Annotated in this window: 21 protein-coding genes and 1 pseudogene; 8 read left to right on the forward strand and 14 right to left on the reverse strand. The window is 70.8% G+C overall.

Translation table 11 applies throughout. The features are described 5' to 3' along the window. Window positions 1-112: 112 nt before the first annotated feature. Together ACIRC0_RS07265 and ACIRC0_RS07270 are read right to left on the reverse strand one after the other, a co-directional pair. Window positions 113-1501: a M16 family metallopeptidase gene (locus tag ACIRC0_RS07265; protein WP_403612381.1), complete on the reverse strand. Its 1389-nt coding sequence runs from the start codon at window positions 1499-1501 to the stop codon at window positions 113-115. Next, window positions 1498-2856: a M16 family metallopeptidase gene (locus ACIRC0_RS07270; protein WP_403612383.1), complete on the reverse strand. Its 1359-nt coding sequence runs from the start codon at window positions 2854-2856 to the stop codon at window positions 1498-1500. Before ACIRC0_RS07270 ends, ACIRC0_RS07265 begins: the two co-directional genes overlap by 4 nt. 310 nt (window positions 2857-3166) lie before the next feature. On the opposite strand from ACIRC0_RS07270, the gene ACIRC0_RS07275 reads away from it, so the two are divergent. Then, complete coding sequence (locus ACIRC0_RS07275) at window positions 3167-5623, forward strand: DNA topoisomerase (ATP-hydrolyzing) subunit A (protein WP_403612386.1); 2457 nt, start codon at window positions 3167-3169, stop codon at window positions 5621-5623. A 1-nt stretch (window position 5624) separates the two neighbouring features. On the opposite strand, the gene ACIRC0_RS07280 is transcribed toward ACIRC0_RS07275, so the two are convergent. Further along, on the reverse strand, window positions 5625-6722 hold the full coding sequence (locus ACIRC0_RS07280; RefSeq protein ID WP_403612389.1) for a CobW family GTP-binding protein: 1098 nt from the start codon (window positions 6720-6722) through the stop codon (window positions 5625-5627). A 370-nt stretch (window positions 6723-7092) separates the two neighbouring features. Here ACIRC0_RS07280 and ACIRC0_RS07285 point away from each other — a divergent pair, with 370 nt between their 5' ends. Both ACIRC0_RS07285 and ACIRC0_RS07290 read left to right on the forward strand, forming a co-directional pair. Then, window positions 7093-7608 carry a DUF6082 family protein gene (locus ACIRC0_RS07285; protein WP_403612392.1) on the forward strand — a complete coding sequence of 172 codons (516 nt, stop codon included), beginning with the start codon at window positions 7093-7095 and terminating at the stop codon, window positions 7606-7608. 254 nt (window positions 7609-7862) lie between these two features. After that, entirely contained in the window at window positions 7863-8099 is a 237-nt protein-coding gene (locus tag ACIRC0_RS07290; protein ID WP_403612395.1) for a hypothetical protein, read from the forward strand. 96 nt (window positions 8100-8195) lie between these two features. Here the strand turns inward: ACIRC0_RS07290 and ACIRC0_RS07295 are convergent. After that, window positions 8196-8389 (reverse strand): annotated as a pseudogene (locus ACIRC0_RS07295) (hypothetical protein); the annotation flags it as partial. A gap of 190 nt (window positions 8390-8579) precedes the next feature. Here ACIRC0_RS07295 and ACIRC0_RS07300 point away from each other — a divergent pair. From ACIRC0_RS07300 to ACIRC0_RS07310, 3 genes are all read left to right on the forward strand, one after another. Beyond that, a complete protein-coding gene (locus ACIRC0_RS07300; protein ID WP_403612398.1) occupies window positions 8580-9530 on the forward strand; it encodes a sucrase ferredoxin in 951 nt (316 codons plus the stop codon). Window positions 9531-9648: 118 nt separating this feature from the next. Beyond that, window positions 9649-11370 (forward strand): ATP-binding protein, encoded by a 1722-nt coding sequence (locus tag ACIRC0_RS07305; protein ID WP_403612401.1) that lies wholly within the window; start codon window positions 9649-9651, stop codon window positions 11368-11370. Further along, window positions 11367-12056, forward strand: coding sequence for a response regulator (locus ACIRC0_RS07310; protein WP_403612403.1), 690 nt, complete (start codon window positions 11367-11369; stop codon window positions 12054-12056). The genes ACIRC0_RS07305 and ACIRC0_RS07310 overlap by 4 nt, the downstream gene beginning before the upstream one ends. Window positions 12057-12072: 16 nt before the next feature. Here the strand turns inward: ACIRC0_RS07310 and ACIRC0_RS07315 are convergent, their stop codons facing one another. The 3 genes from ACIRC0_RS07315 to ACIRC0_RS07325 all read right to left on the reverse strand — a co-directional run bounded on the left by ACIRC0_RS07315 (window position 12073) and on the right by ACIRC0_RS07325 (window position 14885). Then, window positions 12073-13134, reverse strand: a complete 1062-nt coding sequence (locus tag ACIRC0_RS07315) for an ABC transporter substrate-binding protein (protein WP_403612406.1) — start codon at window positions 13132-13134, stop codon at window positions 12073-12075. Window positions 13135-13216: 82 nt separating this feature from the next. After that, window positions 13217-14080 (reverse strand): ABC transporter permease, encoded by an 864-nt coding sequence (locus tag ACIRC0_RS07320; RefSeq protein ID WP_403612409.1) that lies wholly within the window; start codon window positions 14078-14080, stop codon window positions 13217-13219. Further along, a complete protein-coding gene (locus tag ACIRC0_RS07325) occupies window positions 14070-14885 on the reverse strand; it encodes an ABC transporter ATP-binding protein (RefSeq protein WP_403612412.1) in 816 nt (271 codons plus the stop codon). The genes ACIRC0_RS07320 and ACIRC0_RS07325 overlap by 11 nt, the downstream gene beginning before the upstream one ends. Before the next feature lie 161 nt (window positions 14886-15046). On the opposite strand from ACIRC0_RS07325, the gene ACIRC0_RS07330 reads away from it, so the two are divergent. Next, complete coding sequence (locus ACIRC0_RS07330; protein WP_403612415.1) at window positions 15047-15739, forward strand: response regulator; 693 nt, start codon at window positions 15047-15049, stop codon at window positions 15737-15739. Window positions 15740-15797: 58 nt separating this feature from the next. On the opposite strand, the gene ACIRC0_RS07335 is transcribed toward ACIRC0_RS07330, so the two are convergent. The 6 genes from ACIRC0_RS07335 to ACIRC0_RS07360 form a co-directional block, all read right to left on the reverse strand. Further along, window positions 15798-17390: a cation acetate symporter gene (locus tag ACIRC0_RS07335; protein ID WP_403612417.1), complete on the reverse strand. Its 1593-nt coding sequence runs from the start codon at window positions 17388-17390 to the stop codon at window positions 15798-15800. Beyond that, window positions 17387-17950: a DUF485 domain-containing protein gene (locus ACIRC0_RS07340; RefSeq protein ID WP_403612420.1), complete on the reverse strand. Its 564-nt coding sequence runs from the start codon at window positions 17948-17950 to the stop codon at window positions 17387-17389. Before ACIRC0_RS07340 ends, ACIRC0_RS07335 begins: the two co-directional genes overlap by 4 nt. Before the next feature lie 68 nt (window positions 17951-18018). Beyond that, window positions 18019-18702 carry a response regulator gene (locus tag ACIRC0_RS07345; RefSeq protein ID WP_403612423.1) on the reverse strand — a complete coding sequence of 228 codons (684 nt, stop codon included), beginning with the start codon at window positions 18700-18702 and terminating at the stop codon, window positions 18019-18021. Next, window positions 18699-19850, reverse strand: coding sequence for a sensor histidine kinase (locus ACIRC0_RS07350; protein ID WP_403612426.1), 1152 nt, complete (start codon window positions 19848-19850; stop codon window positions 18699-18701). The genes ACIRC0_RS07345 and ACIRC0_RS07350 overlap by 4 nt, the downstream gene beginning before the upstream one ends. Beyond that, window positions 19847-20371: a DUF1453 domain-containing protein gene (locus ACIRC0_RS07355; protein ID WP_403612428.1), complete on the reverse strand. Its 525-nt coding sequence runs from the start codon at window positions 20369-20371 to the stop codon at window positions 19847-19849. Before ACIRC0_RS07355 ends, ACIRC0_RS07350 begins: the two co-directional genes overlap by 4 nt. A 252-nt stretch (window positions 20372-20623) precedes the next feature. Beyond that, on the reverse strand, window positions 20624-22747 hold the full coding sequence (locus ACIRC0_RS07360; protein WP_403612430.1) for a type IIA DNA topoisomerase subunit B: 2124 nt from the start codon (window positions 22745-22747) through the stop codon (window positions 20624-20626). Window positions 22748-23186: 439 nt separating this feature from the next. Here ACIRC0_RS07360 and ACIRC0_RS07365 point away from each other — a divergent pair, with 439 nt between their 5' ends. Then, window positions 23187-23417, forward strand: a complete 231-nt coding sequence (locus ACIRC0_RS07365; protein WP_388991601.1) for a hypothetical protein — start codon at window positions 23187-23189, stop codon at window positions 23415-23417. Window positions 23418-23621: 204 nt separating this feature from the next. Here the strand turns inward: ACIRC0_RS07365 and ACIRC0_RS07370 are convergent, their stop codons facing one another. After that, entirely contained in the window at window positions 23622-24440 is an 819-nt protein-coding gene (locus tag ACIRC0_RS07370; protein ID WP_403612433.1) for a serine protease, read from the reverse strand. Between the last annotated feature and the right edge of the window lie 5 nt (window positions 24441-24445).

Genomic DNA, 24445 nt, shown 5'->3' on the forward strand with positions numbered 1-24445 from the left:
GAGGCAACCTCTGTGGCAATACGGACAAACCCGCCAATGGGCGGGGCCCTGGTGAACGGAAAGTCACCAGGGCCCCGGGACGGGCGCGGCGCACGCGCGCGTGCGGTGCGCTCTACTCGGCGGCGACGACGCTCACTTCGCCGATGCCGAGCGCCTCTACGGGCTCCTTGATCTGCGCGGCGTCGCCCACCAGCACGGTGACGAGGCGATCCACCGGGAAGGCGTTCACCACGGCCGCGGTGGCCTCCACCGTGCCCGTGGCGGCCAGCTGCTGATACAGCGTCGACTGGTAGTCGTCCGGCAGGTGCTGCTCGACCTGGTCGGCGAGCGTGCTCGCGACGGCCGCCGCCGTCTCGAACTTCAGCGGTGCCACCCCCACCAGGTTTTGTACGGCGACGTCGCGCTCGGCGTCCGTCAGGCCCTCGGCGGCGAGGGTGCGCAGCACCTTCCACAGGTCGTCGAGCGCCGGGCCGGTGTTCGGCGTGTCGACGGAGCCGCTGATGGCGAGCATCGCGGCGCCCGTGCCGTCGGGCGCGGAGCGCAGCACCTGCCCGAAGGCCCGCACCCCGTAGGTGTAGCCCTTCTCCTCGCGCAGGACGCGGTCCAGGCGGGAGGTGAGGGTGCCGCCGAGGCAGTACGTGCCGAGCACCTGGGCGGGCCACACGCGGTCGTGGCGGTCGGGCCCGACACGGCCGATGAGCAGCTGTGTCTGGACGGCGCCGGGACGGTCCACGATGATCACGCGGCCGGTGTCGTCGGCGGTCACCGGGGGCACCGGACGCGGCTTGGAGGGCTCCCCCGTCCAGGCGCCGAGGGTGTCGCCGAGGAGCTCGTCCAGATCGATCCCGGTGAGGTCGCCGACCACGACCGCGGTGGACGTCGCGGGGCGCACATACCGCTCGTAGAAGGCACGGACGGCCGCGGCGTCGATGTTCGCGACCGTCTCCTCGGTGCCCTGACGCGGGCGCGACATGCGCGAGGACGCCGGGAACAGCTCCTTGGAGAGCTCCTTGGCGGCGCGGCGGGCCGGGTTGGCCATCTCGTGCGGGATCTCGTCGAGGCGGTTGCGCACCAGGCGCTCCACCTCGCTGTCCGCGAAGGCCGGCGACCTCAGGGCGTCGGCGAGCAGTCCGAGCGCCTTGGGGAGGCGGGAGACCGGCACCTCCAGGGAGAGGCGGACGCCGGGGTGGTCGGCGTGCGAGTCGAGGGTGGCGCCGCAGCGCTCCAGCTCGGCGGCGAACTCCTCGGCGGAGTGCTTGTCCGTGCCCTCGGAGAAGGCGCGCGCCATGATCGTGGCGACGCCGTCGAGGCCGGCCGGCTCGGCGTCCAGGGGCGCGTCGAGGAGCACCTCGACGGCGACGACCTGCTGACCGGGGCGGTGGCAGCGCAGCACGGTCAGGCCGTTGTCGAGCGTGCCGCGCTCGGGCGCCGGGAACGCCCAGGGCCGGGCCTCGCCGGGCTGGGGCTGCGGGTGGAACTCCATGGTCGCGAGCTCGCTCACTTCGCCGACTCCTCGGTCTCGTCGGTGGTCTCGGCAGCTTCCGGGGCCTCGGCCGCGACCGGCTCGTACACGAGCACCGCGCGGTTGTCGGGGCGCAGGCGGGCCTTGGCGATCTCCTGCACCTCCTCGGCGGTGACCTCGAGCACGCGCTTCACGGCGGTCAGGGCGAGCTGGGGGTCGCCGAACAGCACGGCGTACCGGCACAGTTCGTCGGCGCGGCCCGCGACCGTGCCGAGCCGGTCCAGCCACTCGCGCTCCAACTGGGCCTGGGCGCGCTCCATTTCCTCGGCCGTCGGGCCCCGCTCGGCGAACCGGGCGAGTTCCTCGTCGATGGCGGTCTCGATGACGGGCACCTCGACGTCGCCGGAGGTCTTCACGTCCAGCCACCCCAGCGAGGGCGCCCCGGCGAGCCGCAGCAGGCCGAACCCGGCGGCGACGGCGGTGCGGTCACGGCGCACGAGCCGGTTGTACAGGCGGGAGGACTCGCCGCCGCCGAGGATCGTGAGCGCCAGGTCGGCCGCGTCGCACGCGCGCGTGCCGTCGTGCGGCAGCCGGTAGGCGGCCATCAGGGCGCGCGCCGGAACCTCCTCCTCGACGACCTCCCGCAGCTGCTCGCCGATGATCTCGGGCAGCGAGCCGTCGCGCGGCTGGGGCTTGCCGTCGTGGGACGGGATGGACCCGAAGTACTTCTCGACCCAGGCGAGGGTCTGCTGGGGGTCGATGTCGCCGACGACGGACAGCACCGCGTTGTTCGGCGCGTAGTAGGTGCGGAAGAACGCGCGCGCGTCCTCCAGGGTGGCCGCGTCCAGGTCGGCCATCGACCCGATCGGCGTGTGGTGGTAGGGGTGGCCCTCGGGGTAGGCGAGCGCGGTCAGCCTCTCGAAGGCGGTGCCGTAGGGGACGTTGTCGTAGCGCTGGCGGCGCTCGTTCTTCACGACGTCCCGCTGGTTCTCCATGGACTCGTCGTCGAGCGCGGCGAGCAGGGAGCCCATGCGGTCGGCCTCCAGCCAGAGGGCGAGCTCCAGCTGGTGGGCGGGCATGGTCTCGAAGTAGTTGGTGCGCTCGAAGCTGGTGGTGCCGTTGAGCGAGCCGCCCGCTCCCTGCACCAGCTCGAAGTGGCCGTTGCCCTTGACCTGGGCGGAGCCCTGGAACATCAGGTGCTCGAAGAGGTGGGCGAGACCCGTGCGCCCCTGAACCTCGTGCCGGGAGCCGACGTCGTACCAGAGGCACACCGCCGCGACCGGGGTCAGATGGTCCTCGGAGAGCACCACGCGCAGGCCGTTGGCCAGGCGGTGCTCGGTCGCTGTCAGGCCCCCGGAGCCTGCCTCGGCTGTGGCCGTGTGACCCATGGGCATGTACGTCCCTTCGATCGCGGAAGCTGTCGCGGAAACCGCGGTTTCCTGCCGGTCCTGTCACTGTATGCAAGCGTGCCGACCGGTGGCGAAGTTCCCGGGCGGCGTACGCCGAGAGCGAGACCATGATTACGGGGGGTGGGGGACGCTCGCCGTTGACGCGTCGGGCGGCCGGGACGGTCGTGATCGCCGTCGGGCCGGTTTCACGGCCCCTCGGAAGGGCCCCGGTCCCCGTTGTCGGTGCGGCGGTCCACAATGGTCGGCGTCAGACTCGTTTCCATGCCCAGCACAGACGGTGAAGGAGCCGGCAGCGATGGCCCGCCGCAGCACGAAGACCCCGCCACCCGACGACTCGTACGAGGAGAAGATCCTCGACATCGACGTCGTGGACGAGATGCAGGGCTCCTTCCTCGAGTACGCGTACTCGGTCATCTACTCAAGGGCCCTGCCGGACGCCCGCGACGGCCTCAAGCCGGTGCACCGGCGGATCGTCTACCAGATGAACGAGATGGGCCTGCGCCCCGACCGCGGCTATGTGAAGTGCGCCCGCGTCGTCGGCGAGGTCATGGGTAAGTTGCATCCGCACGGCGACGCGTCGATCTACGACGCCCTGGTGCGCATGGCCCAGCCCTTCTCGATGCGCGTGCCGCTGGTCGACGGCCACGGCAACTTCGGCTCGCTGGGCAACGACGACCCGCCGGCCGCCATGCGGTACACCGAGTGCCGGATGGCCGAGGCGACGGGTCTGATGACCGAGTCGATCGACGAGGACACGGTCGACTTCGCGCCCAACTACGACGGCCAGGAGCAGGAGCCGGTGGCCCTGCCCGCCGCCTTCCCGAACCTGCTGGTGAACGGCGCGTCGGGCATCGCGGTCGGCATGGCGACGAACATGCCGCCGCACAACCTGCGCGAGGTGATCGCGGCCGCCCGCCATCTGATCAGGTATCCGAACGCGGACCTGGACGCTCTGATGAAGCACGTCCCGGGCCCGGACCTGCCCACCGGCGGCCGGATCGTGGGGCTGCCCGGGATCCGCGACGCGTACGAGACGGGCCGCGGCACCTTCAGGATGCGGGCCACGGTCTCCGTGGAGGACGTGACGGCACGCCGCAAGGGCCTCGTCGTCACCGAGCTGCCCTTCACGGTCGGCCCGGAGAAGGTGATCGCCAAGATCAAGGACCTGGTGGGCTCGAAGAAGCTCCAGGGCATCGCCGACGTCAAGGACCTCACCGACCGGCAGCACGGCCTGCGCCTGGTCATCGAGATCAAGAACGGGTTCGTGCCGGAGGCGATCCTGGAGCAGCTCTACAAGCTGACGCCCATGGAGGAGTCCTTCGGCATCAACAACGTGGCCCTGGTCGACGGCCAGCCGCTGACGCTGGGCCTCAAGGAGCTCCTCGAGGTCTACCTGGACCACCGCTTCGACGTGGTCCGCCGCCGCTCGGAGTTCCGCCGCGGCAAGAAGCGCGACCGCCTCCACCTGGTCGAGGGCCTGCTGACCGCGCTGGTGGACATCGACGAGGTCATCCGTCTGATCCGCTCCAGCGACAACTCCGCGCAGGCCAAGGAGCGCCTGATCGAGCGCTTCTCGCTGAGCGAGATCCAGACGCAGTACATCCTCGACACGCCGCTGCGCCGCCTGACGAAGTTCGACCGCATCGAGCTGGAGGCGGAGAAGGACCGGCTCAACACCGAGATCGAGGAGCTGACCCGGATCCTGGAGTCGGACGCGGAGCTGCGCAAGCTGGTCTCCAACGAACTGGCCGCGGTGGCCAAGAAGTTCGGCACCGACCGGCGCACGGTGCTGCTGGAGTCCTCCGGCGTCCCGGCCCCGACGGTTCCGCTGCAGGTCGAGGACGCCCCCTGCCGGGTGCTGATCTCGTCGACGGGCCTGCTGGCGCGCACGGCGAACAACGACCCGTTCGAGGAGGACTCCGACGGCAGGCGCGCCAAGCACGACGTGATCGTCTCCGCCGTCCCGGCGACGGCGCGCGGTGAGGTGGGCGTGGTGACGTCCGCCGGGCGGCTGCTGCGGGTGAACGTGATCGACCTTCCGCAGCTGCCGGAGACGGCGACGCGGGCGAGCCTGTCCGGGGGTGCGCCGGTCTCGGAGTTCGTCTCCCTTACGGAGGGCGAGACGGTGGTGTGCCTGACGACGCTGGACGAGTCCTCCCAGGGTCTCGCGCTCGGCACGGAACAGGGCGTCGTCAAGCGCGTGGTCCCCGACTACCCTGCGAACAAGGAGGAGTTGGAGGTCATCACCCTCAAGGAGGGCGATCGGATCGTCGGCGCGGTCGAGCTGCGCACGGGCGAGGAGGACCTGGTCTTCATCACGGACGACGCCCAGCTGCTGCGCTACCCCGCCTCCCAGGTCCGCCCGCAGGGCCGTCCGGCGGGCGGCATGGCGGGCATCAAGCTGACCGAGGGCGCCAAGGTGATCTCGTTCACGGCGGTGGACCCGGCGGCCGACGCGGTGGTCTTCACGGTCGCCGGCTCGCGCGGCACGCTGGACGACTCGGTGCAGACCACGGCCAAGATGACGCCGTTCGACCAGTACCCGCGCAAGGGCCGCGCCACGGGCGGCGTGCGCTGCCAGCGGTTCCTGAAGGGCGAGGACTGCCTGTCGTTCGCCTGGGCGGGCGCGGCCCCGGCCCGGGCGGCGCAGAAGAACGGCACGCCGGCCGAGCTGCCCGAGATCGACCCGCGGCGCGACGGCTCGGGCGTGTCGCTGCCGAAGACCGTCGCGGCGGTGGCGGGGCCGGTGTAGGTCAGCCCTCGAGGTCGCCGGGGTCCTGAGGGGCCTCGGCCTGAGGGGCCTCGGCCTCCTTGTCCTGGACGTAGCGGAGGACGCCCCACATGCTGTGCTCGTCGGCGTGCGGGGCGTCGTCCGTGCACGCCTGGAGTTCCTTGTCGAGGGCGGCGGTGTCGATGCCCGACCCGATGAGGACGAGCTGCGTGAGCCGCTCGTCGCCGGTCCCCCACGGCTGCGGGTAGAACCGCAGGAACCGCCCCACGGCGTGCACGGCGTACCGGTTGTGCGGATCCGCGGGACCGAAGTCGACGTACCCCTTGATCCGGTACAGGCCCTCGGGGCGGCTGTCGAGGAAGTCCAGCAGCCGGCGGGGGTTCATGGGCACGTCGGAGCGGAAGGACAGGCTGTCGTACGCGGTGTGCAGATGGGCGTGGTGCGCATCGTCGTGCCCGTGCTCGTCCTGTCGGGGGATGTCGTCGAAGGACAGCTGCCCGACGCGTTCCTCGGCCGGCCGGCAGTCGAAGAGGAACCCCGGGTCGATGCGACCGTAGGCGGCCGGGACGACGGCGGCCCGGTCGGCGAGCGAGCGCACCAGCCGCAGGACCCGCTCGCTGTCCTCGGCCCGGTCGGTCTTGTTGACGACGACGAGGTCGGCGAGGGCGAGATGGCGGTCGAGTTCGGGATGCCTCTCACGGGTGGCGTCGAACTCGACGGCGTCGACGACCTCGACGAGTCCGCCGTAGACGACGCGCGGCTGCTCGCTGGCCAGCACCATGCGGACCAGTTCCCGCGGTTCGGCGAGCCCGCTGGCCTCGATGACGATGACGTCGATGCCGGCGGAGGGCTGGGCGAGACGGTCGAGGTAGAGGTCGAGTTCGCTCGCGTCCACGGCGCAGCACAGGCATCCGTTGCCGAGGGAGACGGTGGAGTCCCCGAGCGCCCCGGCGACGGCCATCGCGTCGATCTCGATGGCCCCGAAGTCGTTGACGACGGCCCCGATGCGACTGCCTCCGCTGTGGTGGAGAAGGTGGTTGAGCAGGGTGGTCTTGCCGGAGCCCAGAAATCCGGCGAGTACGACGACCGGTATCTGCTGCGGACTCGACGACTGGGTCACTGTGCGCCCCTTTTCACACCCGTGCGCCCGCCGGCGCGCGGACCGGCGGCCGTACGGGGACGGCTCGCGGACCGGCTCACGCCGCAACGGGTCGGCTCTCGTACGAGGATTGAATGCCGACCCAGGATACGAGTGCGGGCAAAGCCCGCGAAGTGAACGATTGTTAGCACCACTTGCTGGGCAGACGTTGGGCATGGCGCTGGAGCGTGCGACCCTCGCTTCCCTCCGTGCGCCTCCTCTCCGCCTCCCGGCCGATCAGAGCCGCTCGGCACCCTGGGAGACGGCAAGCGCGCCGCCCATCGCTCGCCGGTCCCCACCAGTCGACCCGCACCCGACGACCGGCGGACGGTCGCCTGATTCGGGGGTTGACATGGTCACACAGAGCTCCGGCATACGGGGGCTTGGCTCCCTCTCCAGGGCGAGGTTGGCAGCCGCCTTCGGCGCCATGAACGGTTGGGGCTCGCGCCGGCGCAAACGCGCAGCGCTCGTGGAGCAGCACCGACTCCACTTCGAGTTGCTGTGCAAGGCCATGGACGACCCCGCGCTGGCAGCCGTCCTGCACACGTACGACACGGACGTCCCGCCGGACAGGCAGCGTCAGTACCTCTTCGCCAACGCCCTCTATATCAACGCTCTGTATTACCACCGCATCGGGGCGCTGAGTCTCAACGAGCTGTACGGGCACCTTCGGATGATCTGCCGCAACGACATCTTCCGCGAGTACTGGGCGGCCACGCGCCACCATCGCGAGAGCCTGCCCGCCTCGTCCGAGGAAGCCAGGCTGGGCGCGTTGATGGACGACTTGGTCCGCGACATGGACGCCCTGGTCCGTGAGCAGGAGGACGGGGAGCAGTGGTGGGTGGTGGGAGAACTGCCAGAGGAGTGACGGGCGTCAACTCACGGTACGGATGGGAAGACGCGTGGCCGACGCGGGCTGTAGTCTTCCGCGAGTCTGATGCGGTGAAACATCCCCGCAAGCTTCGCATTCCCTGTGCAGGGCTGCCTTTCCCACGAGGACCGGCGGCCACTCATGAGTTCTTCCGGGCCCCCTCATGAGCTATACCGGACGAAGGAGGCCATCAGCCCGTGCAGCGTCCCACGCACCCCTCGGCCCGTCCCTCGACCAGGCTAGGAACGGACTTGAAGATCGTGCGTCGAGTCGGCGCCTCGCCCCGGGAGCGCGGCAGCGTCTCGGGACAGAGCTGCCCCGACATCTTCGAGCTGAGCGACGGCCGCTTCGCCGTCATCGGCACAGAGGCCACGGATGCTCTTGACGCGGAACTGCCGCCCGACGCCTCACGGGCAGACTATGAACGGATCGTCGTCATCAGCCGCGAAACGCTGCTCCACGCGAAGGCGGACATCCCCGATGCATGAGTGACGGGCGCTCATCCGCTCTTCCACCCGTGGCATCCGCTCTTCCACCCGTGGCCTCGATGCGAACGGCATCGAGGCCCGACGGTTCTCCGGCCCTCATGCCACCGCCGGCACCGTTCCCGGCGGTTCCGGGCCCACGTACCGGGCCGCCGGGCGGATGATCTTCCTGCCTTCCGCCTGTTCCAGGATGCTGGCGCTCCGGCCGCCCACTCGGGCCGTCGCGAAGGTCGCGCCGTCGCGAAGGTCGCGCCGTCGCGAAGGCCGGGGGTGAACATCTCGCGCGGGAGGCCATAAGAACTCCGTGATCACGCCCGCCCCGCGTAGAACTCCACGGCTGGATCGCCCACGCTCTGGAGGAGTACGACGAACGCCCGCTGCGCATGCGTCCCGGCGGACGCCATGCGGGAGCACGCCCGCCACAGCCGCTCCCCGAGTGAGCCCGATGCTCACCGCCGGGCAAGTCAGGTTAGGCTCACCTCTGTGAGTACGTGCACGACCGCGTCCCGGGACCTCGACGAGCCCCTCGCGGGTACCGCGGCGACCGCGAGGACCTGGCTGCTCCTGGAACAGCCGGGCCCTTGGGGTCCCAACGCGCTCACCTCCAGCCACCTCGACCGGGCGCTCGGCCGCGCCCTGGAAGCGGCCGTGGAGGGCACCGGCGTACGGATCGCGCTCATCCGCCGCCCCGGGCGGCACGCGGACTGCGGCACGCCCGCCGAACGGCAGGTCTACGTGGCGCACACCGTGCCCGGAAACGTCTGGCTGCACGCCGCCACGACCTCCGCGCCGGAGCGGCTGCTCGATCTGGACTTCGCCGCCCTCGGCACGGGCGACCCGCACAGCTTCGACTCGGTTCTCCAGGGACGGCCGCACGCCGGCGACCCGCTCGCCTTCGTCTGCACCAACGGCAGGCGCGACCGCTGTTGCGCCCTCCTCGGCCGTCCCCTCGCGGCCGAGCTGACCGCCTCCGGCGTCCACGGCGTCTGGGAGGTCACCCACCTCGGCGGCCACCGCTTCTCCCCCACCGTGCTCGTCCTGCCGTTCGGATACGCGTACGGGCGGGCCCAGGCCGCCCACGTCAAGGAGGTCCTGCAGGCCGTGCGCGAAGGGCGGGTCGTGGTCGAGGGATGCCGCGGCAGCTCCGCCTGGGAGCGGCCCGCGCAGGCCGCGGAGCTCGCGGTCCGCACGGCGGCACGCGAGTACACGGCGGGAGCGCTGACCGTCCTGCGCACCGACGGCGCGGCGCCCCGCTGGAAGGTCACCGTGGCCCACACCGACGGCCGCCTGTGGCGCGTCGTCGTGGCCCAGGGCGCCTCGCTGCCGCCGCGCCCCGAGAGCTGCGGCTCGGTGCTGGGTTCCCCGGCGCGGATGGACGTGGTGTCGGTACGGGAGCTGCGCACCGCGGTCGCCGCCCACCCGGCGCACTGCTGAGGCGCGGGCCCCGCGCGGAAGGAGGGCGGCTCCCCGTGACGGGCCGCACCTGCACCGCACAGGAGATCCACGCCACACCCGTACGGCACGGCGCGCCCGTCCCCGTACCGTCGTACCCATGAGCCCCTCTGCCCCTGCACGACGACTGCGCCTCGGTCTGCCGCGGCGGATGTTCTCGCAGGTCCTGCTGATGCAGGTGGCGATCGCCGCGGGCGTGGCCGTGCTCGCCACCGGGCTGTTCCTGGCGCCGCTCAGCCGTCTGCTGGACGACCAGGCGATGCGCCGGGCCCTCGCGATCGCGCAGACCACGGCGGCCCAGCCGCAGATCGCGAGAGATCTGCAAACCACGCGGCCGTCGCCCGACGGGCCGGTGCAGGCCGAGGCCGAACGCATCCGCAAGGCCAGCCACGCCGAGTACGTCGTGGTGATGAACACCCGATGGGTGCGCTGGTCGCACCCGGACACCACGCAGATCGGCAAGGTCGTCTCCACCGACCCGAGCGGTGCCCTGGCCGGCAAGGACGTCATGGCCATCGACAGCGGCACCCTGGGCCGCTCGGCCCGCGGCAAGGTGCCGCTGCGGGACGCGCAGGGCAGGATCATCGGAGCGGTCTCCGTGGGCATCGAGTACGACAGCGTCCGGGCCCGGCTGATCCACGCGATCCCGGGCCTGTTCGCGTACGCGGGCGCGGCCCTGGCGATCGGCGCGCTGGCCGCCTATCTGATCTCGCGCAGGGTCCAGCGGCAGACCCGTGACCTCGCCTTCTCGGACATCTCCGCGCTGCTCGCCGAGCGCGAGGCGATGCTGCACGGCATCAGGGAGGGCGTCGTCGCGCTGGATCGCGAGGGGCGGGTGCGTCTGGTCAACGACGAGGCACAGCGCCTGCTGGGCGTCGGTGACGAGGTCGTCGGCCGCTCCCTCGACGACGCGCTCGGCGAGGGCCGTACGACCGATGTGCTGGCCGGACGGGTCACGGGCACCGACCTGCTCACCGTGCGCGGGCACCGGGTCCTCGTCGCCAACCGCATGCCCACCGACGACGGAGGCGCCGTCGCCACCCTGCGCGACCGCACCGAGCTGGAGCAGCTGGGCCGCGAACTGGACTCCACGCGCGGTCTGATCGACGCCCTGCGCGCGCAGGACCACGAACACGCCAACCGCATGCATACGCTTCTGGGACTGCTGGAACTGGAGATGTACGAGGACGCCGTGGAGTTCGTCGGGGAGGTGGTGGGCGACCACAGGGCCACGGCGGAACAGGTCACCGAGAAGATCCACGATCCGCTGCTCGCGGCGCTGCTGGTGGGCAAGGCGACGGTCGCCGCCGAGCGCGGGGTGGCGCTGTGGATCGCGGACCGGACACTGCTGCCCGACCGGCTGATCGACCCCAGAGGTCTGGTCACGATCGTAGGGAACCTGGTCGACAACGCACTCGACGCCGTCGCGGGTACTCCGCACGCGCGCGTGGAGGTCGAACTGCGTGCGGAAGGGCGCACGGCGGTCCTCAGGGTGCGCGACACAGGTCCCGGAATACCCGCCGAGCGGCGGGAGCTGATCTTCACGGACGGATGGTCCACCAAGCAGCCCCCGGCGCACGGCAAGCGCGGCATCGGGCTGTCCCTGGTGCGCCGACTCGCCGAACGCCAGGGAGGCAGGGCCCGGGTGACCGAGGCGGACGGAGGAGGCGCGGAGTTCGTCGTCGTCCTCCCCGAGGCGCTCGAGGAACCGGAGCCGGCCGCCGCAGACCGCGGGGCCCTCGTCCCCGCCCGTCAGGCACCGGCGGACAGGGCGCCGGCCCCGGACACACCCGCCCCGATCCCCGAGGAGGAGTCGCGATGATCCGGCCGATCGACGTACTGGTCGTGGACGACGACCCCCGGGTCGCCCGGGTCAACGCCGCGTATGTGGAGAAGGTCGCCGGCTTCCGGGTGGCCGGCCGGGCGCACAACGCGGCCGGCGCGCTGCGGCAGATGGAGACGCTCCCCCACCTGGATCTGGTCCTGATGGACCACTACCTGCCCGACGACACGGGGCTCTCGGTCGTTCAGGAGATGCGCCGGCGCGGCCACCAGACCGATGTGATCATGGTGACGGCGGCCCGTGACATCCAGACCGTCCAGGCCGCGATGCGGCACGGCGCGCTCCAGTACCTGGTCAAGCCGTTCGCCTTCGCCGGCCTGCGCGCCAAGCTGGAGGCGTACGCCGAGCTGCGGCGCACTCTCGACGGCGGCGGTGAGGCCGAACAGGCGGAGGTCGACCGGATCTTCGGCGCTCTGTCGGCGGGGTCGGAGCCGGGGCTTCCCAAGGGGCACTCTGCGACGACGGCGGAGCTGGTACGCCGTGCCCTGGTGGACGCCCCGGGGCCGCTGTCCGCCCAGGAGATCGCCGAACGGACGGGGCTCAGCCGCCAGACCGCCCAGCGCTATCTGAAGCTCCTGGAGCGCACGGGGCGGGCCACGCTGACCCTGAAATACGGCGACGCGGGCCGCCCCGAACACCGTTACGTGTGGGCGACCCGCGCCTGAGGCACGGCCCTCGGGCTCAGCCCGTGGCCTTCTTCACGAACTCCGTCGTGTACGTCTTGCCGAGGTCGATCGTGGCGTTCTTGATGTTGGGGTTGAAGGCCTTGAGGACCTTCTCGACGGTCTGCGGGCCGTCCTCGGGCATCACGCCGTCCTTGGTGAACATCGGCAGCGTGCTCTTGATGGCGCTCGCGTAGAGCGTCTTGTTGCCCTGCGAGTAGTCGGCCGGCATCTTGGCGGCGATCTCGTTCGCGGAGTGTGTGGACATCCACTTGAGGGTCTTGACGAACGCGTTGGCGAGCTTCTGGACGGTGTCCTTGTGGCTGTTGACCCAGTCCGTCTGCATGTACAGGCTCGACGACGGGTAAGGGCCGCCCAGTGCCTCCTGCGACCCCTGCGGTGTCCGCATGTCGACGAGCACCTGTCCGAGGTTCTTCTGCAGCACCGTGGCGACGGTCGGGTCCGTGGTCATGCCCGCGTCGATGGAGCCCTGCTGGAGGGCGGAGATGAACGTCGGACCGGCGCCGACGGCGACCGGGCTGAACTCGCTGACCTGCACACCGTTCTTGACCGCGAGGTACTTGGTGAGGAAGTCGGTCGAGGAACCTAGGCCGGTGACGCCGAGCTTCCTGCCCTTGAAGTCCTTGGGCGAGGTGATGTCCTTGGCGCTCTTGTTGGAGACGATCTCGACCTCGCCGGGCGCGTGCGAGAACTGCACCACGGACTCGACGGCCTTCCCCTTGGTCTGCAGGTCGAGCGTGTGGTCGTAGAAGCCGACGGCCCCCTGCACCTGGCCGGAGACGAGGGCGGTCTCGGCCTGCACGCCGGCCGGCTCGCTCAGCAGTTCCACGTCGAGGCCCTCGGCGTCGAAGTAGCCGAGCCGCTGGGTGAGCATGGCGGGCAGGTAGATGACCTTGTCCAGGCCACCCACCATGATCTTGACCTTCTCGCCCTTGCCGTCGCCCTTGCTGCCGGAGTCCGACGAGGCGGTGGTCGCCGCGTCGTTGGCGCAGGCGGTGAGCGAGGTGGCGGCGAGCAGGCCGGCCGCGGCGAGGGCGGCGATTCTGGCGGACTTGCGCATGGCGGTTCACGTCCTTGTGAGAGGGCGGTGCGGGGGAAACTGCGGGCGGGACGGGGGCGTTGACCGGAGCCTGCGGGGCAGGTCAGTGCCCGGAGTCCGACGGCTTCCAGCGGAAGATGCGGCGCTCGGCGAAGGTGAGCAGCCCCTCGGCCACCAGCGCGACGACCGCGAGGATGACCATCGCGGCGTAGACACCGGCCGCGTTGAAGGTGCCCTGGGACTGGGCGACGAGCAGGCCGATGCCCTTCGTCGCGCCGATGTACTCGCCGACGATGGCGCCGATGAGCGCGAAGCCGAAGCTGACGTGGAGGCTGGTGAAGATCCACGAGGTGGCCGACGGGATGACGACCTGGAGTGTGACCCGGCGGTCACTGGCGCCCAGGATGCGGGCGTTGGCGACTAGGTTGCGGTCGACCTCGCGGGCGCCCTGGAAGGCGTTGAAGAAGACCGGGAAGAACACCAGGACGACGGCGGAGGCGACCTTGGAGGACGGTCCGAGCCCGAACCAGATCACGAAGATCGGAGCGAGGACGATCCTGGGAATGGAGTTGAGCACCTTGATGTAGGGACCGAGGACATCGGCGAGGAAGGCGATCCGCCCGAGCGCGATACCGAAGACCACACCGGCGATCACGCCGATGATCCAGCCGAGCAGCGCCTCGTGGAGCGTGACCCAGATCTGTTCGCCGAGCGCTCCCTGCGCCGTGCCGTGCATCACCCAGGTGGAGATCTGGTCCCAGATCTTCGACGGCATCGAGAAGTTGAACGGGTCGATGACCTTGCTCCGGGAGAGCACCTCCCACAGGCCGAGCACGGCGACCAGGAGCAGCACCCGGACCAGCAGGACGACGGCCTTGCGTCTGCGGGCGGCACGCGCGCGTGAATGAGCGCGGTCGGGCTTGGGGGTGTCGACGGGAGTGGGCGCGGAGATGACCTCAGGCGACATGGGCGGCACCCCTCTCGCGCGTGATGCGGACCTCTTCACCCAGGGACTCCCAGATCTCGCGGTAGATCTCGATGAACCGCGGCTCCAGGCGCACCGACTCGACCTTGCGCGGCCGGGGCAGGTCGATGTCGAAGACCTGCTTCACGGTGGCGGGTCCTGCGGTCATCACGACGACCTTGTCGGCCAGCGCGATCGACTCCTCCAGGTCGTGGGTGACGAAGACGACGGAGGCGCCCGTGCCCTCCCACAGCTCCAGCAACTCGTCCGACATCAGCGCCCGGGTCTGCACGTCGAGCGCCGAGAACGGCTCGTCCATCAGCAGGATCTCGGGGTCGTTGACGAAGGTGGCGGCGAGGGCGACACGCTTGCGCTGGCCGCCGGAGAGCTGGTGCGGGTAGCGGTCCTCGAAGGCCGCGAGCCCCACCCGGGCCAGCCACTCGCGGGCCTTCTGCTTGGCCTCCGCCTTGGGCACGCCCCGGAAGCGCGGACCCGCCATGACGTTGGACAGGACCGTGCGCCAGGGGAACGTGGCGTCCTGCTGGAAGACGAAACCGACCTTGTCGCCGACTCCCGAGACCGGCTCGCCGGCCACCATGACCTCGCCCTCGGTGGGCTCCTCCAGGCCGCTGACCAGGGTCAGGGTCGTCGACTTGCCGCATCCGGTGGGCCCGACGACGGCGACGAACTCGCCGCGCCCGACGGTCAGGTCAAGATCCCTGACCGCCGTGTGCAGACCGCCTGACGGGGTCCGGAAGGTTTTGCTCGCGCCCCGTAGCTCGATGGCGGGGCTTGTGTCTGCGCTCATGGCCCGGGACGGTAGGTGTGGCGCGGGCCACGGCAGGAGTCTTCTGGGCGCAACCTCGACTTCTGCTTGCAAGAGTCTGTTGTGCTCTTTTTGCTCGCGCTACAACTGCGGAGCCGAAACACGGGCGTAACGCCCGCATGGCCTTGGGAGAAAGAGGCCCGATGATTGACGTCCTGGTCGTGGACGACGACTTCCGTGTCGCCGAGATCAACGCCAAGTACGTGGGAAAGGTTCCCGGTTTCCGGGTCGCCGCCCGCGCGCACAGCGCTGCCCAGGCGCTCGCCGCGGTGGAACGCGCCCCGATCGACCTGGTGCTGCTCGACCACTACCTGCCTGACCAGACGGGGCTCGAACTGGTCCACCGCATGCGCGAACGCGGCCACGGCACCGACGTCATCATGATCACCGCCGCCGGCGACGTGGCGACCGTCCAGGCCGCCATGCGTCTGGGCGCCCTGCACTACCTGGTCAAACCGTTCACCTTCGCGGCCCTGCGCACCCGCCTCGACTCCTACGCCGCGCTGCGCCGCACCGTCGACCGCGTCGGCGGCCGGGGCGTGGCCGGCCAGGAGCAGGTGGACCGGATCTTCGGTGCCCTGCGGACCACGCCCGCGGTCTCGTCGCCGAGGCTGCCCAGCGGCCACTCCGAACCGACGACGGACCTCATCTGCGAGGTGCTGCACCGGGCAGGCCAGCCGCTCTCCGCCCACGAGGTGGCGGCCAAGACCGGCCTGAGCCGCTCCACCGCCCAGCGTTATCTGCGGCACCTGGAACAGGCGGGCCGACTGCGCCTGTCCCTGAAGTACGGCGACACGGGGCGGCCCGAGCACCGGTACGCATGGGTGGCGCCTTAGAGCCCCGCACACGATGGGCGCCCCGGCTCGCAGGTACGTCGGCGGAGGCGCCCATCGGTCACACCGCTCCGGCGCCCGTCAGTGACCGCACCTCGGTCTCCGCGTACTCGGCCTCGTCCGGCTCCTCAGGTGAGGTGACCGCGCCCAGCCAGCCCGCGAGGAAGCCGAGCGGGACGGAGACGAGGCCCGGGTTCTGCAGCGGGAAGTACTGGAAGTCCACGGCCGGGAACAGCGATCCGGGGCTTCCCGAGACGACCGGGGACAGCAGCACGAGCCCCAGTGCGGGCACGAGGCCGCCGTAGACCGCCCAGACGGCCCCGCGTGCGGTGAAGCCGCGCCAGAAGAGCGTGTACATCAGCACCGGCAGATTCGCCGACGCCGAGACCGCGAAGGCGAGCCCCACCAGGAACGCCACGTTGAGGTCGCGGACCAGCAGGCCGAGGGCGATGGCGACCACGCCGATCCCGACGGCGGCGGCCCGTGCCACCGCGATCTCGCTGCGGGCCTTGCCGCCACGGCGCCGCAGTGAGGGGTAGAGGTCGTGGGCGACGGCGGCCGAGGCGGCGAGGGTGATCCCGGCGACGACGGCGAGGATCGTGGCGAAGGCGATCGCGGCGACCATGGCGAACAGCACCGTCCCGCCGGTGGTGTCCGCACCGCCGCCCAGTCGCTGCGCCAGCAGCGGCACCGCCGTGTTCCCGGCCTCGTTCGACGCGCGCACGGCGTCCGGCCCGACGACGGCGGCCGCCCCGAAACCCAGCACGATCGTCATCAGGTAGAAACCGCCGATGAGCCCGACCGACCAGACGACCGAACGGCGGGCGGCACGCGCGGTCGGCACGGTGTAGAAGCGGGAGAGGATGTGCGGCAGCCCGGCCGTGCCCAGCACCAGCGCCAGGCCCAGACTGACGAAGTCGACCCGGGCGGTCCAGTCCCCGCCGTACTTCAGGCCCGGGGCGAGGAACGCGTCCCCGTGCCCGCTGCGCTCCGCCGCCGTGCGCAGCAACGCGTCGACGTCACCGTGGAACCGCATCAGCAGCGCGGCGGTCAGCGCCACCGTACCGCCGAGCAGCAGGACCGCCTTGACGATCTGGATCCAGGTGGTGGCCCGCATTCCGCCCAGCGCCACATAGATCACCATGAGCGCGCCGACGACGACCACCGTCCAGGCGCGCGCCGCCGTGCTCGTCCCCCCGAAGAGCAACGCGACGAGGCTGCCCGCGCCCACCATCTGCGCCACCAGGTACAGCACGGACACCGTCACGGAGGACGTCCCCACCGCGATCCGCACCCTCCGCTCGCTCATCCGTGCCGCGACGACGTCGGCGAGCGTGAACCGCCCGCAGTTGCGCACCAGTTCGGCGACGAAGAAGAGCACCACCAGCCAGGCGACGAGGAAGCCCACCACGTACAGAATCCCGTCGTACCCGAAGAGCGCGATGAGCCCCGTCACGCCCAGGAAGGAGGCCGCCGACATGTAGTCGCCCGCGATGGCAAAACCATTCTCCATCGGAGAGAACAGCCGCCCGCCCGCGTAGAACTCCTCCGCCGACCCGTGCCGGTCACGGCTCACCCAGGTGGTGATCGCCAGGGTGATCGCGACGAACACGCCGAACAGCAGCAGCGCCGGCGTCTGATGGTGACCGCTCACCGCTCGCCACCCCTGAGCGGCCGTGTCAACTCCTGGGTGTCCCAGCGCAGATCGAGCGCGGCGCGGTCCCTGCGCAACCGTGCGTGCCGTGCGTACGCCCACGTGAACAGGAACGTCGTCAGGAACTGCCCGAGCCCCGCCAGCATCGCCACGTTCACGGCTCCCGCCACCGGCCGCGTCATCAGCCCGGGTGCCGCCTGTGCGGCCACCACGTAGCCCACGTACCAGGTGAAGAAGACCACCAGACCCGGAACCACGAACCTCCGGTACCGGCTGCGCACCTCCCGAAACGCCGCGCTGCGCTGCACCTGGAGATAGACGTCGGCGACGCGGTCGGCGCCTTCGTCCTCCCGGCGCGCGGAGGGCACGACCGGGGCGGGGGCGCCGGTCCCGTCCAGCTCGCCCCAGCCGGACGCGAGCGCGTCGTACCAGGGGTCGTCGTACTCCGCCCGCCCGGCCGCTCCCGTGCCCGCCGAGGCCGGATCACAGCCGTGGTGCTTCTCAACCGAACTCTCGGGACCGTCCCCGCCTCCGCGGGAACGATCATGGTTTGACCTCATGCCCAAGCATGGACAGAGCGGGAAGATCCCAGACCTTCTTCTCCCCGCGCTTCACCCCATCAGGTGACTCACCGCGACGGGGGGCGGACCAGCCCCGTCGCATACGCGTAACTCACCGCCCGCGCACGATCCTTGAGCCCTGTCTTGGCGAAGAGATTGTTGATGTGGGTCTTCACGGTGGCCGTGGAAACATGCAGTCTGCGCGCGATCTCCTGGTTGGACAGCCCTTCGGCGATCAGTACGAGTACCTCCGTCTCTCGTGCGGTGAGCCCGTCCGGCGGCCGGGCGGCCGCTACCGGTTCCCGCTCCGGCTCCGCCAGCCGCTCCAGCAGGCGCCGCTGAATGCTCGGCGACAGCCCCGCCTCCCCGGACAGCACGCTCCGCACGGCCCGTACGATCTCGTCCCCGCCCGCGTCCTTGGTGAGGTAGCCGCGCGCCCCGGCTCTGAGGGCCGGGAACAGCGACTCGTCGTCCTCGAAGGTGGTCAGCACGACGACCTGGGTTCCTGGATGCTCGGCGCGGATGCGCCGCGTCGCCTCGACGCCGTCGCAGCGCGGCATGCGCAGGTCCATCAGCACCACGTCCGGGGCGAGTTCGGCGACGAGCCGGACCGCCTCCTCGCCGTCCCCGGCGGCGCCGACGACCTCGATCCCGGGCAGCAGACCGAGCAGCATCACGATGCCCTCGCGCACCACCGTCTGATCGTCCGCCACCACCACCCGGGCGGGCTTCGCGCTCTCCTCCCCTGTCATACGGGCACCTTCAACGTCACCACGAATCCCTCCTCACCGGGCCCTGCCTGCAGCGAGCCGCCCAGCAGCTCGGCACGCTCCCGCATGCCCAGCAGACCGTACCCGGCCCCCGACCCCGCCAGCCCGCCCGGCGAACCGCCCGAATCGCGGACGTCCAGCGTCACTTCGTGCTCGGCGTAGTCCAGCCGTATGCGCACCTTGGCGCCCGGAGCGTGCTTGCGGACGTTGGTCAGGGCCTCCTGAGCGACCCTGCGAACGGCCTGGGAGGCCTCGGCGGGCAGCGGCCGACGCTCACCCGAGAAGGTGATGTCGGCACCGTTCGACGCGGAGACGAGCTCGCTGAGGAAGTCCTCGAGCGGGGACATCTCCCCGCGCAGCGCGGAAAGCGCCTGCCGGGTCTCGGCAAGCCCGTCCCGGGCCATCCCCCGTGCCGCCACGACCCGCTCCAGGATCGTCTCCCGTTCGGCACCCGCCTCGATCAGCAGCCGGGCCGCCTCCAGATGCACCAGCTGCGCCGAGAGGCTGTGCGCCAGTACGTCGTGGATCTCCCGTGCGATCCGCGTCCGCTCCGCCAGGGCCGCCGACTCCGCCTCGGCCGCCCGCGCGGCCCTCTCCTGGGCGAGCAGCCGCAGGGCGTTGCCGCGCGCCTCGGCGTCGAGGCGCAGGACATAGCCGGCGAGCGCGATCCCGACGACGGTGACCGCCGTGGTCAGCCAGGCGTCGTCGGTGGCCGCCGCGTACGCCCCCAGACCGAGGCCCGCGACGGGCGCGGCGGCCGCGAGGGGCAGCCGCTCCAGGGCGCCGATGGCACAGCCGCACCACAGGACCATGGCGGGCACACGCAGGTCCGCCACGTACGCCGTCGCTCCCATCCCGAGGAGCGCCACGAGCAGGGCGACCGAGGGCAACAGCCGGTGGTGGAAGGTGGCCCGGAAGAAGGCCCACGCCCCTGCCGCGCACACCAGGACTCCGAACGCGGCCGCGGCGATGCCCCACGAACGCAGGCTGCCGTCCGTGAACGTCGTCCACAGGAGCATGCCGAGTGCGACGAGCCGTGCGATCCGGGCGAGTCCGCGCCGGGCGGCGGAGACGCCGGCGCGGGACAGGGCCTCTTGGGACGGCCAGCGTGTCCACGCGTACTCCGTCACACGGACTCCTTCCTCGAGTGCGCGGCCACGCGGTCACCGTACGCCGGGCCCCGCACTTGGGCGGTGGAGACGGAACGCGACCGCCAGACCAGGATCCCGCTGCGCACCAGCAGGGTCGCGGCGAGGGCGAGGAACAAGGCGGAGCCGTCCTGGTGGACGCCGAGGACCGCGCCGATACCGAAGAGACCGACGCGCAGGCTTATGCCGACGATCCACACCGCGACGCTTGCCTTGGTGCCGCGGCTCCAGACCGTGCCGTCCGGCTCGGTCCATATGCGGGTGGTCCATGCCCAGCCGGCGCCCGTGGCCAGCCCGATGAGCAGCTCGGCCCCGATGAGGAGGGCGGACTCGGCGTGGTGCCGGGGGTCGAGCACGCCGGGCTCGCGCACGGCCAGGAAGGCCAGGACGGCAGGCATGACCCACCAGCGCCGGTCGGCCGAGATCCGGCGCGCTCGTAACTGACGCACGAGGATCAGGACGACTGCGGCAGTGATCAGCAGGGCGTCGGTGGGCCCGGACATCGTGGCCTCCGTGGGCGAGGAAGGGCGTTGCGGCGGCGGGTGCCGTCGACGCCTTCGACGCTACGGAAGCCGGCGGGGCGGTGGATCGCAGCGGGGGTGGATCGTGGGTGGATCCTCGGACTGCCTCGGCTCCACCCAGGGGTGGAGAGCCCGGGGCGGGCCCGGTCAGGAGGCGGATGCGGCCGGGAGGGACGCCGAGGCGCGTGCCCCGTCCCCCCGGCCCCCCGGCCCCCCGGCCCCCCGGCCCAGCGGCTACGCGTCGATGCGGGACCTGTCCAGTGTCGCCGCGGAGCTGGAGATGAACTCCTTGCGCGGTGCCACGTCGTTGCCCATCAGGAGGTCGAAGACCTGTTCGGCGGCTTCCAGGTCGGAGAGGTTGATCCGGCGCAGGGTGCGGTGGCGCGGGTCCATCGTCGTCTCTGCCAGCTGGTCGGCGTCCATCTCGCCGAGGCCCTTGTAGCGCTGGATGGAGTCCTTGTACCGGATGCCCTTGCTCTGGAACTCCAGGAGCTTGTCGCGCAGCTCGCGGTCCGAGTACGTGTAGACGTACTTGTCCTGGCCCTTCTTCGGCTGGATCAACTCGATGCGGTGCAGCGGCGGCACCGCGGCGAACACCCGGCCCGCCTCGACCATGGGCCGCATATAGCGGTGGAACAGCGTCAGCAGCAGGGTGCGGATGTGGGAGCCGTCCACGTCGGCGTCGGTCATCATGATGATCTTGCCGTAACGGGCCGCGTCGAGGTCGAAGGTCCGGCCGGACCCCGCTCCTATGACCTGGATGATCGCGCCGCACTCGGCGTTCTTCAGCATGTCCGTGACGGACGACTTCTGGACGTTCAGGATCTTGCCACGGATCGGCAGGAGCGCCTGGAACTCGGAGTTCCGAGCGAGCTTCGCCGTGCCGAGCGCGGAGTCGCCCTCGACGATGAACAGCTCGCTGCGGTCGACGTCGTCGCTGCGGCAGTCGGCGAGCTTGGCGGGCAGCGAGGAGGACTCCAGGGCCGTCTTGCGGCGCTGGGCGTCCTTGTGCTGGCGCGCCGCGATACGCGTGCGGGCGGCGGCGACGGCCTTCTCCAGGACGACCCTGGCCTGCTGGGCGGCATCACGCTTCGTCGACGTCAGGAACGCCTTGAGCTCCTTGGAGACCACGTTCGCCACGATGCGGCGCGCCGCGGACGTGCCGAGGACCTCCTTGGTCTGCCCCTCGAACTGCGGCTCGGCCAGGCGCACCGTGACGACCGCGGTGAGCCCCTCGAGCGCGTCGTCCTTGACGATGTCGTCCTCGGCGACGCGCAGCATCTTCTTGGCGCGCAGGACCTCGTTCATCGTCCGGGTGACGGCCTGCTCGAAGCCGGCGACGTGGGTGCCGCCCTTGGGGGTGGCGATGATGTTCACGAACGACCTGAGCGTCGTGTCGTAACCGGTGCCCCAGCGCAGCGCGACGTCGACGCCGAGCTCACGGGTGACCTCGGTGGGCGTCATCTGGCCGTGGTCGTCGAGGACGGGGACCGTCTCCTTGAAGGTGCCCTGCCCGGAGAGACGGAGGACGTCGCACACCGGCTTGTCGCTCGCCAGGTACTCGCAGAACTCGCTGATGCCGCCGTCGAAGCGGAAGGACTCCTCGCCCTTGCTGCCGCCCTCGCCGAGCCCGTACTCGTCGCGGACGACGATGGTGAGCCCGGGTACCAGGAACGCGGTCTGGCGGGCGCGCTGGTGCAGCGTCTCCAGGGAGAGCTTGGCGTCCTTGAGGAAGATCTGGCGGTCGGCCCAGTAGCGCACCCGCGTGCCGGTGCGGGTCTTGGGGATCTTCTTGGTCTTGTGCAGGCCGCCCTTGGCCTCGAACTTCGCGTCCGGGCCGTCGGCGGCGAAGACGCCCGGCACACCGCGCCGGAAGCTGATCAGGTGGGTGTGGCCGCCACGGTCGACCTCGACGTCCAGACGCGCGGAGAGGGCGTTCACCACGGACGCCCCGACGCCGTGCAGACCGCCGGACGCCGCGTAGGAGCCGCCGCCGAACTTGCCGCCCGCGTGCAGCTTGGTCATCACGACCTCGACGCCGGACAGGCGGGTCTTGGGCTCGACGTCGACCGGGATGCCCCGGCCGTTGTCGCGCACCTCCACCGAGGCGTCGTCGTGCAGGATCACCTCGATGTGGTCGCAGTAGCCGCCCAGGGCCTCGTCGACGGAGTTGTCGATGATCTCCCAGAGGCAGTGCATCAGGCCCCGGCTGTCGGTGGAGCCGATGTACATGCCGGGGCGCTTGCGCACGGCCTCGAGGCCTTCGAGGACGAGGAGGTGCCGAGCGGTGTAGTTGGAACCGTCCCGGTCTGCTCCGGTCAGCAGCGCTGTGGACGGCACGGACGTCTCGGCGGTCACGCGGTTCGCTCCTCGCTGAATTTCAAATGGGACCCCCTGGGGGGAGGGTCGGCTTCGGTCGCCGCTCCGAGGGTACCGAGGGCTGGTAGAGCCGTTGTAACGCAACCCTCGTCGGCACCTCAGAGTAATCCAGAGTCGTACGGACGTTCGATCCCTCGTGGGGGTGAAGTACATATCACGTTCCCTTCGAGGCATGAACCATTTAGCCTCGGGGCACGTCCTCATCCACAACCGGCAACCCGCCGGGAGGACGGACAACCGACACACAGCGCGAACCCGTACGACACAAGAGACGTAATACGGCACATTCGCCGCCAACCGGCAGCAGACAGCCGGCTCGGAAAGATTTTTTCGAGGAGAAGCCGCGAGCGGGAACGTTTTCGGCCTGGTTGGATGTTGACCCTGGTACGACAGCTCGTCGAGCTAGAGAAGAGGCGACGTGACTACTGTTCTGACCCACGCGAGCCCGCTGACGGCCGCTGACCGCTGCGACCGTTGCGGCGCCCAGGCGTATCTGCGCGTCGTCCTCCTGAGCGGCGGAGAACTGCTCTTCTGCGCCCACCACGGCCGCAAGTTCGAGCCGGAACTCAAGAAGATCGCCGCTGAGATACAGGACGAGACGGAACGGCTCACCTCCGTTCCCGCGAACGCGTCCGAAGAGGAACGCTGACCCTTCGCGTCCACGACGAGCCGACACCGGCAGCGCCGCCGGTGTACGGGCGGCCACCCCATCCGGGGAGTGGCCGCCCGTACTCGTAGGACGCGCAGGGCCGGCGTCCTCGTGACGCACACCGACCGCACACTCCGTGCCGGCGACAGCTCGCACGGGTGTGTCCTTTCCCGCGGCGCGAGGCGGCGCCCGGCGGCGCCGCCCTCAGTGGCCGCCTCCCAGCGCCTTGACGGCCTCCGAGACCCGTGTGTAGACACCAGGGCGCCCCGGCTGCCCACAGCCGCTCCCCCAGGACACCACGCCGATCAGGCGCCCATTGGCGACCAGCGGCCCTCCGCTGTCCCCCTGACAGGCGTCATGGCCGCCTTGTGGCGCCCCGGCGCACAGCATGGAGGACGCGACGTATCTGCCGTCCAGACCACCCGGATACGCCTTCTCACAGGTCGCATCCGTCAGGACCTGAAGGGTGGCGGCCCGCAGGCTGCTCGTGTAGGTGGCGTTCCCCGTGACGTCCCCCCAGCCGTACACCGTCGCCGACGTGCCCGGCGTATAGGCCGGATCCCCGGCGGGCGCCATGGGGATGACCGAGCTGGCGGGCAGTGGGGAGGCGAGCGTGAGCACACCGAAGTCTCCGGTGTTCGTATAGCTGTTGTACTGCGGATTGACCCATGTCGAGGTCACGGGGATCTCCTTGCCCTGGCTGGACGTGAGGTCCGTACGGTCCGCGATCACCTTCAGATCCCGCACCCGCCCGGGCGGCGCTCCGAGGACGGCCGCGCTCAGACAGTGGGCGGCGGTCAGGACCGTGGAGCGGTCCACCACCACGCCTCCGCAGAACTGCCCCGCCCGGGTACCTCCGAACCGGTCACGGCTGGACAGGGCGACCGTCCACGGGCTCTGTGAGATGTCGACCGGAGACCCTCCGATGACAACGCTGTCTGCCGTCGCCGGCGCGGGTGCCATCAGCTGTATCAGGGCTGCTGCGGCCGCCAGTGCCAAGGATCGGACGTAGTGGCGAGGCATGCGCT

Origin of the sequence: Streptomyces sp. NPDC093984 (genome assembly GCF_044764595.1) — a bacterium.
GTDB classification, from domain to species: domain Bacteria; phylum Actinomycetota; class Actinomycetes; order Streptomycetales; family Streptomycetaceae; genus Streptomyces; species Streptomyces cynarae.

What these genes read in the sequence shown, in the direction of transcription:
- ACIRC0_RS07340 (WP_403612420.1), bottom strand. Translation starts at nt 17,950, where the DNA reads ATGAGGTCAAACCATGATCGTTCCCGCGGAGGCGGGGACGGTCCCGAG.
- ACIRC0_RS07285 (WP_403612392.1), top strand. Translation starts at nt 7,093, where the DNA reads ATGGTCACACAGAGCTCCGGCATACGGGGGCTTGGCTCCCTCTCCAGG.
- ACIRC0_RS07315 (WP_403612406.1), bottom strand. Translation starts at nt 13,134, where the DNA reads ATGCGCAAGTCCGCCAGAATCGCCGCCCTCGCCGCGGCCGGCCTGCTC.
- ACIRC0_RS07310 (WP_403612403.1), top strand. Translation starts at nt 11,367, where the DNA reads ATGATCCGGCCGATCGACGTACTGGTCGTGGACGACGACCCCCGGGTC.
- ACIRC0_RS07345 (WP_403612423.1), bottom strand. Translation starts at nt 18,702, where the DNA reads ATGACAGGGGAGGAGAGCGCGAAGCCCGCCCGGGTGGTGGTGGCGGAC.
- ACIRC0_RS07325 (WP_403612412.1), bottom strand. Translation starts at nt 14,885, where the DNA reads ATGAGCGCAGACACAAGCCCCGCCATCGAGCTACGGGGCGCGAGCAAA.
- ACIRC0_RS07370 (WP_403612433.1), bottom strand. Translation starts at nt 24,440, where the DNA reads ATGCCTCGCCACTACGTCCGATCCTTGGCACTGGCGGCCGCAGCAGCC.
- ACIRC0_RS07330 (WP_403612415.1), top strand. Translation starts at nt 15,047, where the DNA reads ATGATTGACGTCCTGGTCGTGGACGACGACTTCCGTGTCGCCGAGATC.
- ACIRC0_RS07305 (WP_403612401.1), top strand. Translation starts at nt 9,649, where the DNA reads ATGAGCCCCTCTGCCCCTGCACGACGACTGCGCCTCGGTCTGCCGCGG.
- ACIRC0_RS07320 (WP_403612409.1), bottom strand. Translation starts at nt 14,080, where the DNA reads ATGTCGCCTGAGGTCATCTCCGCGCCCACTCCCGTCGACACCCCCAAG.
- ACIRC0_RS07270 (WP_403612383.1), bottom strand. Translation starts at nt 2,856, where the DNA reads ATGCCCATGGGTCACACGGCCACAGCCGAGGCAGGCTCCGGGGGCCTG.
- ACIRC0_RS07355 (WP_403612428.1), bottom strand. Translation starts at nt 20,371, where the DNA reads ATGTCCGGGCCCACCGACGCCCTGCTGATCACTGCCGCAGTCGTCCTG.
- ACIRC0_RS07275 (WP_403612386.1), top strand. Translation starts at nt 3,167, where the DNA reads ATGGCCCGCCGCAGCACGAAGACCCCGCCACCCGACGACTCGTACGAG.